Genomic DNA, 18,160 nt, shown 5'->3' with positions numbered 1-18,160 from the left:
GTTAGGCTTCGATCAAGCTATTCCGATTCCGGCGGAGCAGCGCTAGCCAGTGCAGTCCCTGCCGTAGGACGACGATACCGCCCCCAGCTATCGGATCCGTAGGCGCGGCCGCCAGCTTATGGACGAGACCTTCCAGAACAATGCTATACCGCTCCGCCCGCAGCATGTCCGGATGACGAAGGCTTGGCGTGACGAAGGAGAGTAGATCGTGCGCGATATCGCGCCCGTAGAGCGATGCCATCCCAGCGCGTTGCTCGAGCTCATAAATGCGAGTGCGCATCTCGTTGAGACTGACACGCCCGACTGCATCAATATCTTTGGCCTCCGATGCGGCTTCGATCGCTAGATCCAGCGGCATATAGCGCGTGTTCAGCTCGCCCCAGATCGACGCCAGCTCCTTCTCGCCGTTTGCACGAGCACCGTCCGTCTCACCTTTATTGGGTTGGATGGTCGGCCCTATCACTGGTTGATGATGGTGCTCGCTGAGTCTCTGCGAAGCAGTGCCAGGCCCGACATCGTAGCGGGACACCTTTGACATGACGATCTCCTTATCCTTCCTTCGGGCCCGGAAACCCTAATACGGAACGGCAACAACGCGGCCATTGCGGCTTAGCAGCACACGCCCATCCTCGATTCGAGTGACCGCCCATCCGTCGGCCAAGAGAGCGCCGACGAAATACTTCTGCCCACCGACAAAGAGATAGGGCTGGGGTCCGCGCGAAACAGCTTCGATCGCGATTGAGGATGGCTGCTTTTCCTCCTTGACGATCACTCCGTTCACCAGTGTCACCGCACCGTATGTACGACCATCGAACCATTGCTGGAGCTCCTGCCATTTCGCAACGGTTGCAGGCGTGACTTTTCCCTCAGCGCTAACAAAACCCGGCCCCGAACCAACCCTGATATCGAGCAGGCCCGCCTTATCAATTTCCTGTTTCAGCACTTCGGCCGCAGCCTGAGCTCGCCGATCGTCAGGCCGATTCATACCCAGCTTGGGTACAAGCTCTGCGGCAGGCGGAGCAATGCCGGTCGGTGCACTTCCGCTGGCTTTGAAGAAAATCGTCGAGAGACTGCCTACGCCAAGAAAGCTGAGGAGCACGAGGGCGAGAGCTGAGATCCAAACGCGCGAGAGGCTGATCGACCGAGCCTCAATCGCATTCTGCATCGACCAGCGAATAGACATGGCGCCCGCACGAATGACGGCAGGAAGAAAAAGAACAACACGTTCACCTGCGGCAATATCCCCGTCGCCCTCTGGGGTGCTTACGGCTGCAAGCGCCTCAAGCTCGATTGAATTGCCAACTAGGGTGACACGTAGGTGATGCGGCTCAAGCCCTTGTTCGACGAAAACCATATCCGCGTCGAGGCCGCTACCGATAAGGCTCGTTCCGACAGCAGCCTTCCCGCTTAGCCCGGCATACGGTCCCGACAGTACCTCGAAATGTAAGGAGGCGGCCTCATTCACGGACAATTCTCCGAACTATGAGGAGCACGGCAGGGGGATTGGTCGCACGACTCATTCCTAGGCCGCACCACTATGACGGGAAAGGCGGAGCGACGATTCGCCCCGCCTTCACCGTTTATCCGTTGACGCGCTCGCTGGCCGCCTTCCTCTCACTCGAGAGCTCGGTCGTCAGTGCACGCAACTTTAGGTCCTGCACCATGGCCTGCTGGTTAACCGCCTTCAAGTCGTCGATCAGTTTCTCGAAAGTACCCGTCCCACCAACGTTATCGGTCGACGAGTTACCGACGCCGGGACCCGCGGACTTGGTATCAGTCTTGTTATCAGTCTTGCTAGCATTCTTGTTATCATGGGAGTCGTGGACACCACCAGTAGAAGGGCTAGTAGAGCTTGTTTTGGTCATATCGCTTCACCTTCCATTTTTTTGCTGCCATCAATGGCAACACTCCACTGACGTCGAAGAACCGGCGTCAGGTATCCTCTTCTGTTTCAGCTATAGCTTCGCGAAGATTTGACATGTTTCGCTCCATCGCCTGCATCGCGACGTTGGCAAGAACCGAACCGAACGCCGATTCGAACTTCTGACGATCAGCTACCGACTGCGAGCTGCCAGTGTCAGAATTGGTATGGATCACGCCTTCGATTGCCCCGGCCATCTGGTGCCTCTCACTTCAGTTCCGCCAAAACGGTGGTATCACCACCGAGCGATTCACATTGCTCACGCTACTGGGACTAGCTGTCGAGAAGCTGACGAGAATGAGAACAACCTCACTATCGTCAAGTGAACCCAGCTGAGAGCGCGCATTCGCAGGTACATGCCGCGACTGCCACCGCGCGAATTTCTCGGCCCCACTTTCAATCTCTACATAATGCCGACGAGCGCCAGATCGCGGCGCCGGCCCAACGCACCTCATCACATTGCTCGATCAGCAATGGTGTGATGGCAAGTCAGAGGCAAAACCGCGCGCAGTTGGAAATGCTACCGCGGGAATCGGTGGTGATGTTGTTTCGCGGCCCCACAGCGATCGTCACTCGGGACTGACGACCGCAGGCACCTGCTTTGCGAAAGCGTCAGAGCAGCGTCGTGCCTGCACATGCTCTGAGCCGGAGATGAGTTTCATGAGCACGATGACGCCTCTCCGGGATGTTAAGACGACCGACATTGGCTCGTCCTGCTCCGTCTAAAAGTCGTCAGCTTCTCGAAAGCTCGCCCCCTTAACGTGAAAGCCTCGATCTTACGATGTCGATGCCAAGTATTTACCGCAATGGAATGGAAATGAACCTAATGCAGCTCAACAGCGTTTCGCTGCCCGCCAGTGCAGATCCAGCTCTGTTCGGGCTTGTTCCGGGGGCTTCGTCGGCCTTGGGATCATCCGCGCAGACCCCCGGCCAGATTCGGGAAGGCGAACCTTCGATGTTCGAGGCGATGGTGTCCATCTGCTCGCGGGAAGAGAAATCCGACGTTCCCTCCACGCCACCGGATCTGCTGCAATCAGAACGACAGATCCCGCAGGATTCGCTGGACCAGTTGTCAGCGCACTCGAAGGCGGCGATCGAGGCGGTGATGAAGGATCCGGTTTTTTCTTCCTCGGTCGATTCCTCCTCGGTCGATTCCTCTTCGGTCGACACCCCTGGTGCAGACGCATCGTCGACGGCTGCTCCATCGCCTGACGTACCGAGCACTCCGGTGCCAAGCTCTAGGATCACCTGGAACGGCGGCACGCTCACCAATGCCGAGTTGCAGATCGTGGCAGTGCTGAACCGGCATAAGGACCAATGCCCACTCAGCTGGGACTCGCTGGCAGCCAAGGCCAGCGATCCGTCGACGCCCCCGGATCTGAAGGAGGCGATCGAAGGATTGCGACGCGATCCAGAGCTCTTCTATGCGATTGGCTCCCAAGGGGACGGCCGCTGCGGCGGCAAGATCAAGGCCAAGGATCTGTCAGAGTTTTCCGCCAGCCATTCGCAGGTTGCTACATTCCAGGAGCAGCAAGCGCAAAGCTACGAGCAGAACTATATTCCATCCGACGGCACCTCGAATGGACAAGCATCGGTCATGACGTTGAATGATGCATTGCGCGAGCTTTACAAGTATTCTGACTACCTGCCCAAGAATTTGAGCCTGGACGATTTCAAGCGGATCGTCGACGGCAAAGCCGACACTGGTAAGTGTCCGCCTCAGCTGATCGCGGCGGCTCAACACTTCCTCGAGCACCCGGACGCCTGGGAGCAGTTGTGCGGTGGTGCGACTGATAAAATCCACAAGGAAGACTTCTTGCAAGTCGCCTCCTCGTCGATGAATTCCACGCAAGGCGAGCTGAACACGCTCGACACGATCAACAAGAATCAGAACGCCTTCTTCGGGGACGGTGACCTGACACGACACAAGTTGGCGAGTATGGTCGAGGACAAGACTCTCGACCCGAAGATACGAGAAGCGGCATCGCAACTGCTCTCGGACCCGATCTTGTTCCGTTTGCTAAACAATTCGATTACGGGCTACAAGACCCATCAGGAGTTCTTCGATTTAGGCGGCGGGCATACGGTCGACTCCGGTAATATCAGCAACAACGACTTCAGGCACTTCTATAGCAACATGTCACCTGCGAACCATACCGTTCAGCAGATCAAGACCCATGTCCCCAAGACCGCCGCTGAACAAAATGCAGTCACAGACATGTTGATGGGGGTATCCGACCAACCCGATGTCGCGTCTCCGAAGAAGAATGGCGGGGTCCTCATGCATGCGGTCGATGACGTAGCCAAGGTGGGCTCGAAGGTGCTCGACTGGGAGGCCACGGCAGTAGGCCTGCTCGGCGTCATTCCGGGACTGGGCGAGTTGGCCGATGGCATATCGATGGTGCTCGAGCTCGAGTCGCAAGCATTGAGCCTTCTGCATACGGGCATTAGCGGAGGTGATATGAAACAGGCTCTGAAAGAGGTTGGCCTTAATCTTGCGGGGCAGGCCATTAGCTTTGTTGCTGGGCCCGAGGTCAAATTCGCGCTGCGCGAGGGCCTCGCAAAGGAGATGCTCGAACAGACCGTGCAGTTCGGCCTCGATACGGCGATCTCGAAAGTGCAGTCCTATGCCGAGGACCATTTGGACGACCTGAAGGCACGCCTTACCGAGCCCATGCAGGCCGCAGGCGTTCCGAGTTAGGTCGCTACGCCGCCGTCGTCTCAGAAGGTGGCCTGAAAGGCCAGTTGCGGGTAAGGTGCGATTCGTATCTACCTTTTCAGGGACGGACGCTTGCAACTTCTGCGCCGCTCGACAGTACGGCCTCGAGAAAGTCGGTATGTGCCACGTCATCAGGGCGAAGCCGCCGCTCGGCAAGCGGCGGAAGAACGCGCGCTGCACTCGAGGCGCACCCCACGCGCGATGAAAGTCGCCTGTAAAAGCCGCCGAGCGCGGTGTCTGTACGGCCCACGGTTACGGCAGCAAGGCGCAGAATTGCCGCCGCCCTACCGCCGGATCCGCGCGTTCGGGACGAGAGCATTCTGCCGCCGGAGACCTTGTCGTTCGGCGCCAGTCCCAGCCAGGAGGTAAAATGCTTTGCACTTCGCCACGAGGAGAGGTCGTCGCCCCATTCAGCGATCAGCTTCAGCGAGAGGTAAGGACCGAGGCCGTCGAGCGTGGTGATGTCCTTTCCGAGCAACGGAACAGCGCCACGCGGACGTTCGTAAGCTAGAGCGTTCGCCTGATCGGTTCGATTCCGACGCGCCTTCAACACGGCTTCGATCCGGGGCGTCGCAGACAGATGCTTTCTCGTGGTAGGCGTCCTAAAGCGCAAGTGCCTGCTCGAGCGCAAACAGACGCTCGGCGCGATAGCTTCCGGTGAGCGCGTTCACGATCGTCTCCGCGCTAGCGTGGCAACTGTAATGGCGCAAGCACGCCAGCGCCTCAGGATCGCGCGGATGAGGCGCAGCCGGTGGCGCCGGTGATGTCGGCGAGATCTGGTGGAGTTGAAGATTATCTCCGTCAAGGCCTTGTGCATATGCTTGATGTGGGAGGCCGCGTACCCAATCAGACGCTCGCGCTGGCGCACGTAGGCTCGCAGCTCCGCAATCTGTCCTTTGGGCCGAAAGCTGGCTCGCGACAGCCCAAACGAATGGAGCCGCTGCAGCCACTGCGCATCGGTGATATCGGGCTGCCTCGAGCATCGGCACCACTTCTGACTCAAAACACATCGGCCAACCGGTCCGGCCGGCGACGGCCGCGCCACCCTTCTTCTGCGATGGTAGGCGGGGTTGTTCTGGGTCCGATACGCGGTTGACGGACTAAACGACGCCTTGGCGGCGGCCACTGGCGGGCTGACGGTACTTCGTGTAGAGCCTTCTGTCGTTGCCGCCCGTGATGCAAGAAGTTTCTGACCCGTTCGGCGTGTGGACGATGCGCTCTTCTGTCAGGCCTTCCTTTACGGCGTCCTCAGAAGCCGCTGGCCGGTACGGTGATCCGCGGATCAAGTCCAATTCTCATCTCCGAGCACCTCGGCTCTTCAGCTCTAACTGGTTTTCCTGATCCAGATCTGTTCGATCGTTCCGCCCATTAGGGTCGTCCCCTTCTCACACCCTTCACCAACGTCAGGCTATTTCGTGCTGCATTCGTCATGATGCCGTCACTGCCTGCGCTGGGTTCCGATAATCCACCTTCCGGGTGGCCATGGCCCAAATCGTCCCAGCCATCTTGGCCGCGAAGGCGATCGCCACGAGCAGTGCGCGGCTTCCGCGAGAGCGCTTCGGCGAGCACAAGAGCTGCGTTTGCGCTCAGGTAATCTACCACTTCGCCGGCGGCCAGACCGTCGTCCGCCACTGATCCAGCAGAGCTGGCTCGAGACCGGAAGACGAGCCGCGGGCGTGGTAGTCGATGGCTCAGCTCCGGCTGCCTGTCTTCTCGACTCGGCTTCGGAAGGCGGAGCTTCCATGAGTTCGAGCACGGCGCGCCCCTTCCTACGCCAACCGCCGTTCAGGCGCTCGTCGAACGGCAGTGCCACGTAGTAGGCGACGTCATCCGGAGTCACTCTCGCGATCGCGTTGCGCGCCACGCGCCCACCATCCAGTCGACACTGCGTGCAGTTCGCTGCCTCGGACTGGGAGTGCCACCAGGTCGAGCAAGCCATCCAGCGCACGAGACGCTCGGGCGGCGGTGGAAGTCGCTTTCCTCGCGGCGAGCTCGACGCCTCGGCGGGTCCGAGTGCCCCGCATCATGTTCCCCTTGCGACGTGCCGCTTGCACCAGTCCAGCACCTCCTCGCCTCGTGCTGGGTGGATAACGTGGAAGCCTGCATCGCGCAACGCCTCGACGATACGCGGTCGAGCTGCCCAAAGGGGTCGGATTTTCCCTTTATGCGCTGGCGTCAGCTTACGGACAGCTAAGCTGTCTATCAATCGGGTAAGGTCTAACGACCTGAAGCAATGCAAGACGTATGATCCAGGTGCAGTCGTCATGTACGGTCGAGTTAACAATTGGCCCGATATTCCGGCCGAAGAAAGATATCATCGGGCAGCAAACGCTGAGGAAGCGGGTGCCGAAAGCCAGGGCTTCGCGGATGCGTTCGCTAGAACGCGATTGCAGGAGTCCGCTGGCAGCTCACCTTCGCAACCGAGTTATTCCCTCGTTCGAAAACCTCCTGTGGTCGAGATCGACAGAGCTACCTTCAGGACAGAAGTGAGGACCTTTCATGGCGACGCAATCAACCGCATCGCCAACAATCCACACGAGTACTCGGAATTTGTATCCGCAAGAGCTAAGCGCACAGCAGAGGTCGCTAAGGAATACGGTATCAGAAGAGATTCAGAAGACGCCCGATATTACAGCTACCAATTAGGAAATGTGAGCGTTGGCCTCCAAAGAACGGAGGCCGGATTCAACATGACTGAGTTCGAAAGCGATAAGTGGCGAAAACAGTTCCCTGGACGAAGTGAAGTCACCTCAATTGTTGATTTTCAGGTTGCTCATCCGCTTGTCGCGAACGCCGGCGATATTCTGCTCGAACATCAGCTTCGGCAAGACGGCGAACGACCATTGGTGAACTGGCGTCCTGCTAATGCAGAAGCGAAGGCCCGCGCAGAGACAATGGGCTTCGTTGAAGTGGACGAGGACGACATGGTACTTGACCCCACTCAGTCCGCCCAGTGGACAAAAAACAGCCTCGGTGAATGGCAGCGGGCAACTAAATCTCAGCTTTATCTCTCCAAGGTCGATAGTGATACTGAGGTTGCAGCAGATTCCGAAGAGGATGGTGACTTTATGTAATGCCCAGATCCGCAGGCATTCATGTTTGGGCAGGCGGTGGAGCAAGGAGCGCAGGCAAACGGAGAGCTGCGGCAAAGGTCAAGCCTCAGCCGAGCGAAACCGACAATTCGACTGGATCCGCGAGGTACTTTGTAACAAGGCACCAATGTTCACCATCAGGCCCGTCCGAAGTGATTTCGCCGTTTGATGCGCCAATCTGAGGGAGATAGGGTGTCTCGGCCAATTCGGTCGAAGACACCAAATCAGGAGAGATGTCGAGCGAATTGAGCCACAGCAGCCATGCGCTCTGATCCTGGCGCTAAGCTCTGCGCCGCTGCCGCCGACCTTAAAGGACGGACGTGTTGACCGGCGCGATGTGGCCCGTCCTGAACCGGCTTAATGCCAGATGCGATCTCGACAAGCTTGTGTGCGGCGGCTTCGGAGCCAAGCTAGCCTGATCGGCGGAAATCTCATCAGGCTCGGACTGACTCGCTGCCGCCAAGCATCGTGGAATCGTCGCCGCTAAGAAGGCGGTTTGAGCGCCTGCGACCGGACACCTGCTTGCCACAGGATGATCAGGATTGATGTCAGCAAATCCCTCAGCCAGGCGATCACGCGGCGGAGGTTGTGGCTGACGGCGGTGAGGATGACGTTGCTGGCATCGCACACACGCCCCTTGGGATCGCAGCGGCCGAGGTGGCCGTCGCTCTTCATGTGGGCAATGATGGGCTCGATGGCTGAACGGCGCCGGAGCTCGCGCTCGATGACGCCGAAGACGCCGGAGCGGCCATGCTCCGCCTGTGATCGACACGATGCTTGCCACGACCGCGAAAGGCCGGTCCTCGGAGGGATGGGCCCTGAATGGCGAACGAAAATCGGGCGAGGCCGAAGCCTGGCCCGGTGCGGCTCAACGGAACGCCTCCATCTGCAGCTCGGACGCCATGCGATCCACGGTCTGGCCCGGATTTTCGACCGGACGCCTCGAAATCAATGGTCGTGCTGAAGCCTTCGCCGTGTTCGATCTGGGGGCAGCACCGGGAAAGCCGCTATGGCCAGGCTCATCGACTTCGGCCGGGGTCTCGGATCAGGGGAAAGGTGCGGGATGGGTCACCAGGAAACCTGAGAGATCCCGTTGTTGTCCACATGGAAAGCCCGCGCGGAGCGCCGGCGTTAACAACGCTCCTGGCCCCATGTCCGGACTTTGTGGCGCGTCAATCAACTTGAGACAAGGCGGCCAAGTTAAGCGATAATTGACGCTGGCCGCCGGCTTGGCAAGCGCTGATTGACACTGCGCGACAATGAAGCGGTACTGCCGTATGCCTCATGGAGGAGTGTTCCCGAAGAAGCGATCGTTGGCTCATTTATTTTGCTCCCGAGAAGACGGACGGCCGGTACCTGGGAGGCCGGTCCAGCTGGCCGGGTTGCGCAACGACCGGCCTCCCTCCTCATCGAACCGCCCTGGATGATCTTCCGATCCAAACAGCAGCGCGCTTGCCTCCTCGCTGCGCCAGGATTTGACGCGGCGCTGAAGCGTTCGCAGCAACTTATCCGGATAGCAGATATTCCGCCTGCAGCCTTATCAGGAGCTCGGCGCCGTTTCGCCACGGCTCGGCCTTGAACCACTCCTGCAGCTGTGGGGTCGCCTAAACGAGCGGATCAGGGGACGACGACCTCGCTTCGCTTTGAGGATCGGACGGTCCGTCCGTCGAGATGCGCCCTCTTTCCAAGCCGTTCGCAAGCTGTCGAGGAAGAAGTCGATGGGCGGGGCCGCAGTAATGGAATCGCCCGACGACTTCACGTCGGCAAGGTCGGCCAGACGTTGCTGCGCAGACCGAATGTTACGGAGCAACGCGACCGGGTCCAAGCTGAAGCAGATTTCCTGCAGTCGGGCCAGAACCGCATCGGAGGTATGTGGGTTAGCTGTCAGCCGCTCATGCGGCGGCGTCGGTGCCACTATTAGATTTACGGACGCGTGCGCCATCGCGCTATCAGCTTGAATGACGGCTGTAAGAAGTTCACGAACAGGCGCACTGAGCGATAGAGTTCTGCGAGCAACGCAGCCGAGCTATCGCCAAATTTTGGTGACGGCCGGAGCCGGTCAGGCGGCGGCGGTTATGGGCTGACGGTCGGTCGGCTTGGCGATGACCTCGATCCCATCATTGAATGTCACACCGACAACGAGTTTTGGCAACTGGTTGTGGCCATCGAGACGAGGCCAGCTTCTCTGCGCGGCCTCGAGCAGTTTGAAGACCATCGCGAGTGCCGTCTTGTTGGACAGGCAGCCCTTCGATCGGATGGTGCGGTGGCGAACGGTGGCGAAGGTGCTTTCGATGGGGTTGGTAATCGGTATGAGATTTCTCGGTGCCAACGTTCCGCTGCGGTGTTCTGCGTCGTGGCGTATGGTGCGACCATCGGGACAGAGGCACCGGGAGCACGATGTGCGGGCAGGCCGATGCATTCGATGAGCCGCGAGCTCGAGTTAGTAGCTGGCCGCCTCTGCGACTCGCCCGGTTGCGCTGAGAGCGCGAATCCGTAGTTGTCGTGTCGCCCGTAGCTCCCGTCATGTGGTCTGATTGGCAGGAGGTGCGAATGCGACGGGTGATTGGCATCGAGGTCCACCGAACTTTCGGGGAGGTGGTGATTTGGGAGGATGGCAGGCTCCGACATGCGGGCCGGGTTGATATGACGCGGACTGCGTTGGAGGGATTTGGCAAGACCCTGCTGGCCAGTGATGAGGTGGTGGTCGAAGCGACCGGCAACAGCATGGCGGTATCGCGGGTTCTGGCACCGTTCGTGGCACGGGTGATTATCGCCAATCCGCTGCAGGTGAAGGCGATCGCCCAGGCTCACGTCAAGACCGACAAGATCGATGCCGGCAGGCGCGCCAGTCTGCAGGCGGCCGGGTACCTGCCGCAGATCTGGACGCCTGACGCGGAGACGGAACGCAAGCGTCGGCTGGTGGCGCGGCGCTACCAGGTCGTGCGGCATCGCACGCGGCTCAAGAACGAGGTGCATTCGATCCTGCACGCGCACCTGATCCCGAAGTGCCCGCATGCCGATCTTTTCAACGGCCGCGGCCGGGCGTGGTTGGCCGCCCAACCGTTGCCGGACGATGAGCGCGCGGCGATCGATCGGCACGTCCGCGAGCTTGACCGGCTGGCGGAAGATCTGGCCCTGCTCGACCGCGAGATCGCGCAGGACGCCATCGACGATTCCGCGGTCAACAGATTGATGACGATCACCGGCGTCAACTTGGCGGTCGCTGCCGGCATCATGGCGGCGATCGGCGACATCAGCCGGTTCAACAGCCCGCAGAAGCTGGTGAGCTATTTTGGGCTGAACCCGCGGGTACGGCAGTCCGGACTGGGCGCCGCCCATCACGGCCGCATCAGCAAGATCGGCCGCAGTCACGCGCGCGCCATGCTGGTCGAGGCGGCCTGGGCAGCGGCCAAGGCGCCCGGTCCGCTGCATGCGTTTTTCGTGCGCATCCGCGCCCGGCGCGGCCATCAGATCGCCGCGGTGGCCGTGGCCCGGAAGCTCACCGTGCTTTGCTGGCATTTGTTGACGAAGGGCGAGGATTACCTGTGGGCGCGCCCGGCACTGGTCGCCATTAAGACCCGGGCGATGCAGCTTCAAGCCGGACATCCGCAACAGAAAGGCAGCCGGCGTGGGCCAGCGTATGCCTACAACATCAAGGCATTGCGCGACCGCGAGATGTTGATTGCCGCACAGGCGGAGCAAAGCTACGAGCGCTTGGTGACGCAATGGAAACCACGGCGGCCAAAAACCGGCGCGCGGGCGCCTCAACTCGGCAAGACAAAATAGGGCAGCCTGGTGGCGCTTGCAGCCGATGCGCCACGCTTCGCCACGAGGTCGCCCGCGCCCACCCAGGATAATCCCGCCTGACGGCAAGTGCCAGCCAGGAATGCAGTCCCGTTCCACGCCAGCATGCCGCCGTGCTCGGGCCGGTCAAGGCGAAGCCTTGCGGTGGCCGCAAACGCGGCCAGCCTTGACCGCCCCTGCGCGCGGCGGCTGCGAGATCGATGGCCGGGACGGAAGAATGGCCCGCGGCGCAGCCGAACAAAAGAATGGACGTACGCGATTTCTGCAATCGTCATCTCGGTCATGAAAAAAATTGCTTGTCCATCTCATCCGTCGTCCGCAAGTGTTTCCAGTGCTCGGCCGGGAAGTCGTAGAACGCCAGTAGCGTGTCTCGATCCTTGCTCAGGCAATCGGCGGCCTTCTCGTACTTCAGCGCGTAGCTCTCGATGAAGGCGTCGAACGCCAGCTCGGCGGCGAGCTTCGTTTCAGCCATCCAGATCTCCTGCAACGCGCGTTTGGCCTTCGGCTGCTGGCTCTTCGGCAGTTTGGCGAGCACGTTGGCGGTCTTGTGCACCCAGCAGCGCTGCCCGCGCGTTTTCGGCCAGAACCTCACCGGCGGCCTTCCAGAACCCGAGCGCGCCGTCGGCGATGGCGAGCTGCGGGGCGAGGTCGAGCCCGCGCCGCTTCAGGGCGAGCAGCAGATCACGCCAGTCCTGCGCGCTCTCGCGGGCGCCATCGGTGAAGCCGACCAGTTCCTTGCGTCCCTCGGGCGTCGCGCCGATCAGCACGAGGATGCACTGCTTTTCGTCTTCGAGGCCGGGCTTCGAGATGGAGGCCATCGGCCCAGATGTAAACGTAGCGCTGGGCCGACAGATCGCGCCTCTGCCACGCGCCGTGCTCGTCGAGCCAGCCATCCTTCAGGCGGCCGATGACGGATGCCGACAACCCGGCAGCATCCTTGCCAAGCAGCGCAGCCAGCGCCTCAGAGAAGTCGCCGGTCGAGATACCCTTCAGGTAAAGGATCGGCAGCAGCGTCTCGATCGACTTCGACCGGCGCATGTAGGGCGGCAGGATCGACGGCGAGAACCGGATGCGGCCAGGATCGGCGGCGTCCGCGTCGCGATCGCGTACACGCGGCTGGCGGACGGCGACCGGACCGATGCCGGTCATCACCTCGCGCTCCGGCAGGTGACCGTGGCGGACGACGCGCTGGTGGCCGTCCCGGGTCTTCAAATCGGCATGCTGGCCTAGAAAGTCTGCAACCTCGGCCTTTACGCCTGGGCCAGCAGGGCACGCGCTCCATTGCGCAAGACTTCTGTGAGTTGATCGTCGAAGATTCCTGGCTGAATCAGATGGATGACGTTATCGTTGGACACGGCATATCGCTCCTTCGGTGGAGAAGTGGAGGCGTCAAGCACCCCCACGATATGCCGCCTTTCCGATTCCCGCCGTCACCAACTTTGGGCGATAGCTCCGCAGCCGCCTCCAGTCCTTCAAACCGCCGATAACCGATGATGCGTCGGACCACGGCTCCGTTCTTCTGTTCGACAAACGCCTGGTCGTTCTTGCGGGTAGGGTCGGCAACGCGTGAACTCGATGTTCATCTGCTCACAGGCCGTGCAGCGAGGGCGGCAGCTGTCGGCGAACTTTTGTCGTCACGGTGCTCAGGAGCGTTTGCCCGCGCACCAGCAACGGCGCACACTCCGTCCAACAGGTCGCAATATCCGTGAGCAGCGTCTGTATAAAACCGGCGCGCGCCGAGGGCCCACTGTGAGCGACCAGATCGGCTTCGACTAAGCCCGGCGCCGGATACTTCCAGCCGGCGGACGTCCGTACCGGGATTCCGTCGCTCTGCGCTCGCCACCGGGCCGCGCCGGTGGCGTCCACCTTCCTCTCGGATCTTGCCCAGCGCCCTATCGATCGTGGACGCGCTCCCCGCCAGTAGCTTCGCACGGGATTTCAGGAGCCAGGCCCATGTGACCGTTGCGTTCCATCGACTCGATCAGGAGCGGCAGCAGCGCTTTCAGCCTCTTGCCGCAGATCCGGTCGGATGGCTCACAAAGCACTACCAGCGCATTTCGCTCAGCTTCCTCGTAATCCGGCGACGGGTGCGCCGAACCGAGGATTGCCTCATCTCCTCGGAGCAGGCGCATCGCATGCTTTCGATGCAAGCCCGTCACAAGCACAAACTGGTCCAGATTCGCGCTTCTCCGCGCGTCTCGCCTCTCTGTAGCGCTGCCCCACAGCGCCCGTCAGCTCTCTCCGAATCGCCATGCTCAGTTGCCTCATTATCGCGCCCGCGGTCCCATCCCACTGGGGAGCAAATTACGTGAGGCAGGCACAGCACAGCATTCAGGAACATTTCAACCGACTTCTTGCCATCCTCGTATGGCTTCCGACCGGGACGATCGCCCATGATGCCCTACACGCTTGAGGCCGATCCGTGTGCCACATCCAGGCGCACCGCTCTCGAGCGCTTCCTAAGCGACGGTCGCATCAAGCTCGACTCCAACGCCGTCGAGCGCGCAATCCGGCCACCAACCATCACGAGAAAAAACGCGCTCTTCGCGGGCAGCCATGGTGGCCGGACCTGGGCCACCATCGCCACGCTGCTGCAGACCAACGAAGATGAACAACCAGACCCGCACTCCTGGCTCACGCAAACTCTCGAACGGATCGCGCGGCGCTGGCCGATCTCTGAGATCGATACTCTCATGCCCTGAACTTCCAAGCCTGAACGGCCAAAGCTTCGCGCTTACGCCGCTGCCAACACGTCTTATCGGCGGCGGCGCGCCTCGCGCAATTAAGGTGCTCGAAAGCGGGGTAGATCACCAAGCTGCGAGGATTTGCCGCATCGTGAAACGGGTATGAAAAACCCAATCAGGCTCGACGCGACAGCGATGGGGGCTTGAAGTCTACGTAGCGTCAGGTTGTACAGTCTGAATCATACATACGGCCTTCTCTGAAGCTTCGTGATCACTCGGAGAGGCTCGGTTGGTTGTAGCGAATGTGAGGACGTTGATCTGAAGAGGAAGCAGAGCTTGCAGTGCAAGTATTGAAACCCGGTCGCCTTCCAACAGCAGTGGGGCGGCCCAATGTCGGTCGCCGATGTGCCGCATGCGATGTCCCGGAAGGGGGCGGCAACACCGTGGCTTTTTGAGTCGTGCGAGTATTTGGGTTTCGTTTCTCCTGGATCGTTTTGAGGTTTGGCGAGCGGTCACCTGTTGCCCAGGAGCCGGGGCGCTTTTCTGCAGCAGCCAAGACCGGGCAGGTGTGAGTAATGCACGAGCTCGGAGCGACGCGCGATAACAGTCCCTTTTTGTTCAATTTGGCGACCTTGACGTCCGGCTTTTTGAAGCCGGAGTCTCTGTGGTCAATGCGCCGGAGTGTGGCTCCGGGGCAGCTATGAAGAATCTTCTCATCTTAGGAGAGTCGTGTGGAACCGATCTATAACGATCCGAACTCTTGGATGCGCTGGTACGCCGAGCAGCAGGCGTTGCAGCGTGCGGGGCAAGAGGCCGACGTCGACCCTGCCGATCAAGCTGGCTTCGAGCAGCAATTGGGCGAGCTGCAACTCCGCTCTCCTGAGGAGAGTTCCGGGGTTAGTTCCCCCGACAGTTCAGCCGCACGGTCGCATGAAAACATCCAGCGTACGGACGTTGGTGGTTCGATGCGAATGCGGCCAAGGTCCAACCTGCGGGACAATTCGTTCAGCAGTACGCGTCGCAGTGTCGATGTTCCGCACGCTCATCTTGGCTCGGCTGCAAATAATTACCGGTCTGACTTGCGGGACAGGCCCTTCAGCAGCATGCGTTACGCAGCGCCCTCGGAGGAAGAACCTACGGCGCGGACGAAGGACAACAAGCCGCGTGGACTGTTCTCTCGGGTCAAATCAGGGTTAAGCAAAGTCTTTGGAGGAAACCACCGTGAGAAGTGGTCCGGCGGCCAAGCCTCTGATGACGTCTACTCGGAGCTTCGCATCGACTTTGCAAAGCGCAGTCGCCCGTCCGAAGCAGACCTAGCGCTGATTGAAGAGTTCAAGACGGCATTGGGCAGCGCGAACCGTAAGACGAAGACGATCGAGAATTATGTGATGGCTCTTCGAATGTTCAGCGAATTCCTCCAACCCAAAGGCGTCACTCTGAACGACCTGCTTGGCAATGCTGATCTGCTGACAGCCTATAAAGATGAATTTAAGAAGGTGGCGAGCGCCAATAGCAGGAACTATGTGGGTGGAGCCTTGGATACACTCCAGACTTTCCAGGCTGGAAATCCCATATCCGCTCCAGCTGGGGTGGGTACGCGAGAGCAACCGATGCACCCCCAAGACGAGCGGATGATCCGCCAGTTCGTGGAAAACGTCAAAGACTACAGAGTAGATCCCGATGGTACCAGAGGCCGCGGGACTGGAAAGGTCCCGCTTGCAACGATCAAGGGCAATGTGCAAGCGCTCAACGCGTTTGCTCGTTGGCTCCGAGCGCAGAACAAGGGGCCCCTGGCTCCTCGGGCATTCAATGAGCCAAGGTCGCTCGCCGACGACATCAACGAGTACTTCGTAGCTGGCGGCGATGATCGTGACCGCCTCAGCGCGGCATTGTCTCATCTCCGCAGGATCGGGGCTGACGGGCTCCAAGCTGTCGGTGCCGGGCCCCGCCTGATGGGGCGCGAAACGTTGTCGGCTCATCCGAAGGACGTCTCCACGATCAGTGACTTTTTAACGGACGCTCTATCCAAGCTTGGATCCGACGCGACTCGCAAGGAGAAAATCTGCGCTTCGGCGAGGGCTTCCAGGCTACGCTCTTTTAGTGATTGGCTTCAAAGAGAGGGCAGGCCGAGCATCATGGACCGTATCGAGGGCAATGCTAAGCAGCAGTCGTCATTGAGCGCAGATTATGCGGCGTACAGCAAAGCCACAAAGCAGACACCCCCACTCGATCTCCTTCGACAATACCTGGGTCTCGAGCCCCAACAAGGACTTCGTGCTTATGACGATGACGCCAGCCTGATCGAGAGCCTGGCCAAGGAAGAGCTGAGAAACCTCGACCCAGCTTCCGAACAGAGAAGAAAAACAATTCGTAATACTGCTTCGGCCCAACGCAATTTCAGTAATTGGCTCCGCACAGAGGGTAGGGAAAGCATCGCGAGCCGAATCAACGGCAATAGTGAGCAGCGGCGCTCGCTGGAGGCAGACCACCGGGCTTTCACGGAAGCCAAAGGGAAACTTGGCCTGAGTCTCAGGAAGCTCAGGCAGTATCTGCAACTCGTTGAGGCAAACAGAGGGCTGGGTGTGACCTTCCCTGAGCAGAGGGCTAGCTCGAACTCAACCTCAACCTGGGTGCGAGATTTGCCGACGCCGCCGTCCGAAAGTGAGTGGCCGCCGCTGCTAGATCCGTTTGGGCAGGCTGGCTTGCAGGAACCGGCCAGGTCGAGCTCGACCTGGTCCCCGCACGTGCCGTCCGACTTTGATCCAAGTGAGTGGCCGGCAGCGCAAGGCCCGGTTGGACCGGGTTGGCAGGACCTGGCCGGCTCGAGCTTAACCTGGTCTCCACGAGTGCCGTCCGACTTCGAGTGGCCAACTCCAGAGGGCGCGCCAGCTCGGTCCTCAGACATCTACCACGGTTTGGCTTCTTTCACTGATCTGCCGTCCACACCGCAGGAAATGCGTGACGACGCCCAGTCAAGGCCGGTGCTCAGCCCTGCCGGCAGACCGCCGTTCTTCATCGGTTCATCAGGCACGCCGCAAGAGCTCGAGGATATCGGATATCTCGTCGGCGAGGATTGGCAGCATGGCACACAGGCGGTGCCAGACTTCCTGCTCGATGTACTGGACAATAAAATGCTGCTGCCGAGTTCGCAAATGGCTCCCCAGCCGGTCTCTATCAACGGTGAGACCTACTCCATTGCGTTGGGGCCGCGAGGACGCCGCGACGCCCAACTGATCCATCACCCTGGCCCATCCTCAGTTCCTGATGCCCGGATCGGCGCTTCGAGGGCGAGTGCCTCTGCCGGCGACCGCAGCGGACGGGTGCTCGGAGCCGAGGAATGGCTGGGTGATGCGCATATCCAGCGGGACTACGAGCTGCTGTCGCAGGAGTTGCAGCAAAACAATCCAAACCTCGCCGCCCGGACCCGGTTCGTCGATCCTCTCATCGCCTTTCAGGTGGGCCATGGTACGGACGGCGACGCCCTGGACGCATTCCATCGCATTGTCAACGATCGGAATGGCAACGATACGGCCGACTTCCTGTTCTTGCCGGTGAGTGATGCGAGCGCTACGAACCTTCATGCCCGCGGATCCCATTGGTCGTTGCTGCTGGTAGATCGCCGCGATCGCGACAGGCCGGTCGCCTATCATTACGACTCCGCCAAGGCATACTACGACTCCGCCAAGGCATACAATGCCACACCTGCAGCAAAGCTCGCAGCGCGGGTGGGAGCCGATTTGCGAGATGCCCCCATGCGCCAGCAGGGGAACGGCTATGATTGCGGAGTGTTTGTGGTCGACGGTACCCGGGCGCTGGTCAGACGGCTCGCGGGAAGACGGCACGCAGATCTGAGCCTCCTCTACCTCGTCGTCGATCGGCAGGCACTGCGAAACCGGCTAAGTGGGTGAAGTCGGCTTCAACTGAATAGCGCGTGCAGCTG

General features: G+C 60.4%; 9 protein-coding genes and 6 pseudogenes. 5 read left to right on the top strand and 10 right to left on the bottom strand.

Annotated elements, in window-relative coordinates:
• Window position 1: 1 nt before the first annotated feature.
• The 4 genes from IVB45_RS07025 to IVB45_RS07010 form a co-directional block, all read right to left on the bottom strand.
• A complete protein-coding gene (locus IVB45_RS07025) occupies window positions 2-538 on the bottom strand; it encodes a hypothetical protein (RefSeq protein ID WP_247359462.1) in 537 nt (178 codons plus the stop codon).
• A 36-nt stretch (window positions 539-574) separates the two neighbouring features.
• The gene (locus tag IVB45_RS07020) at window positions 575-1,465 is read right to left on the bottom strand and encodes an FHA domain-containing protein (protein ID WP_247359461.1); all 891 of its coding nucleotides are present in this window, start codon (window positions 1,463-1,465) and stop codon (window positions 575-577) included.
• A gap of 115 nt (window positions 1,466-1,580) precedes the next feature.
• Entirely contained in the window at window positions 1,581-1,865 is a 285-nt protein-coding gene (locus IVB45_RS07015) for a hypothetical protein (RefSeq protein ID WP_247359460.1), read from the bottom strand.
• A 67-nt stretch (window positions 1,866-1,932) separates the two neighbouring features.
• On the bottom strand, window positions 1,933-2,118 hold the full coding sequence (locus tag IVB45_RS07010) for a hypothetical protein (protein WP_247290861.1): 186 nt from the start codon (window positions 2,116-2,118) through the stop codon (window positions 1,933-1,935).
• Between the two features lie 629 nt (window positions 2,119-2,747).
• Here IVB45_RS07010 and IVB45_RS07005 point away from each other — a divergent pair.
• Window positions 2,748-4,622 carry an HrpF/NolX family T3SS translocon protein gene (locus IVB45_RS07005; RefSeq protein WP_247359459.1) on the top strand — a complete coding sequence of 625 codons (1,875 nt, stop codon included), beginning with the start codon at window positions 2,748-2,750 and terminating at the stop codon, window positions 4,620-4,622.
• A gap of 76 nt (window positions 4,623-4,698) precedes the next feature.
• Here the strand turns inward: IVB45_RS07005 and IVB45_RS07000 are convergent, their stop codons facing one another.
• A complete protein-coding gene (locus IVB45_RS07000) occupies window positions 4,699-5,193 on the bottom strand; it encodes an IS110 family transposase (RefSeq protein WP_247359458.1) in 495 nt (164 codons plus the stop codon).
• Window positions 5,194-6,904: 1,711 nt separating this feature from the next.
• Between IVB45_RS07000 and IVB45_RS06995 the strand changes: the two genes are divergently transcribed.
• The gene (locus tag IVB45_RS06995; RefSeq protein ID WP_247290864.1) at window positions 6,905-7,714 is read left to right on the top strand and encodes an effector protein NopP; all 810 of its coding nucleotides are present in this window, start codon (window positions 6,905-6,907) and stop codon (window positions 7,712-7,714) included.
• A gap of 501 nt (window positions 7,715-8,215) precedes the next feature.
• Here the strand turns inward: IVB45_RS06995 and IVB45_RS06990 are convergent.
• The 3 pseudogenes from IVB45_RS06990 to IVB45_RS06980 all read right to left on the bottom strand — a co-directional run.
• Window positions 8,216-8,479: pseudogene (locus IVB45_RS06990) on the bottom strand (IS5/IS1182 family transposase); the annotation flags it as partial.
• 682 nt (window positions 8,480-9,161) lie between these two features.
• Window positions 9,162-9,757: pseudogene (locus IVB45_RS06985) on the bottom strand (ISNCY family transposase); the annotation flags it as partial.
• A 34-nt stretch (window positions 9,758-9,791) separates the two neighbouring features.
• A pseudogene (locus IVB45_RS06980) lies at window positions 9,792-10,034 on the bottom strand (IS256 family transposase); the annotation flags it as partial.
• Between the two features lie 266 nt (window positions 10,035-10,300).
• On the opposite strand from IVB45_RS06980, the gene IVB45_RS06975 reads away from it, so the two are divergent.
• The gene (locus IVB45_RS06975; protein ID WP_247448508.1) at window positions 10,301-11,518 is read left to right on the top strand and encodes an IS110 family transposase; all 1,218 of its coding nucleotides are present in this window, start codon (window positions 10,301-10,303) and stop codon (window positions 11,516-11,518) included.
• Between the two features lie 316 nt (window positions 11,519-11,834).
• On the opposite strand, the pseudogene IVB45_RS06970 reads toward IVB45_RS06975, so the two are convergent.
• Together IVB45_RS06970 and IVB45_RS06965 are read right to left on the bottom strand one after the other, a co-directional pair.
• Window positions 11,835-12,891: pseudogene (locus IVB45_RS06970) on the bottom strand (IS256 family transposase); the annotation flags it as partial.
• A gap of 101 nt (window positions 12,892-12,992) precedes the next feature.
• Window positions 12,993-13,804 (bottom strand): annotated as a pseudogene (locus IVB45_RS06965) (ISNCY family transposase); the annotation flags it as partial.
• Between the two features lie 164 nt (window positions 13,805-13,968).
• Between IVB45_RS06965 and IVB45_RS06960 the strand changes: the two are divergent.
• Both IVB45_RS06960 and IVB45_RS06955 read left to right on the top strand, forming a co-directional pair.
• Window positions 13,969-14,238 (top strand): annotated as a pseudogene (locus tag IVB45_RS06960) (transposase); the annotation flags it as partial.
• A 713-nt stretch (window positions 14,239-14,951) separates the two neighbouring features.
• Window positions 14,952-18,128 (top strand): Ulp1 family isopeptidase, encoded by a 3,177-nt coding sequence (locus IVB45_RS06955; RefSeq protein ID WP_346015316.1) that lies wholly within the window; start codon window positions 14,952-14,954, stop codon window positions 18,126-18,128.
• Window positions 18,129-18,160: the final 32 nt, after the last annotated feature.

The organism is Bradyrhizobium sp. 4 (assembly GCF_023100905.1).
Classification (GTDB): Bacteria; Pseudomonadota; Alphaproteobacteria; order Rhizobiales; family Xanthobacteraceae; genus Bradyrhizobium.
This window is presented reverse-complemented; position numbering and strand designations above follow the sequence as displayed.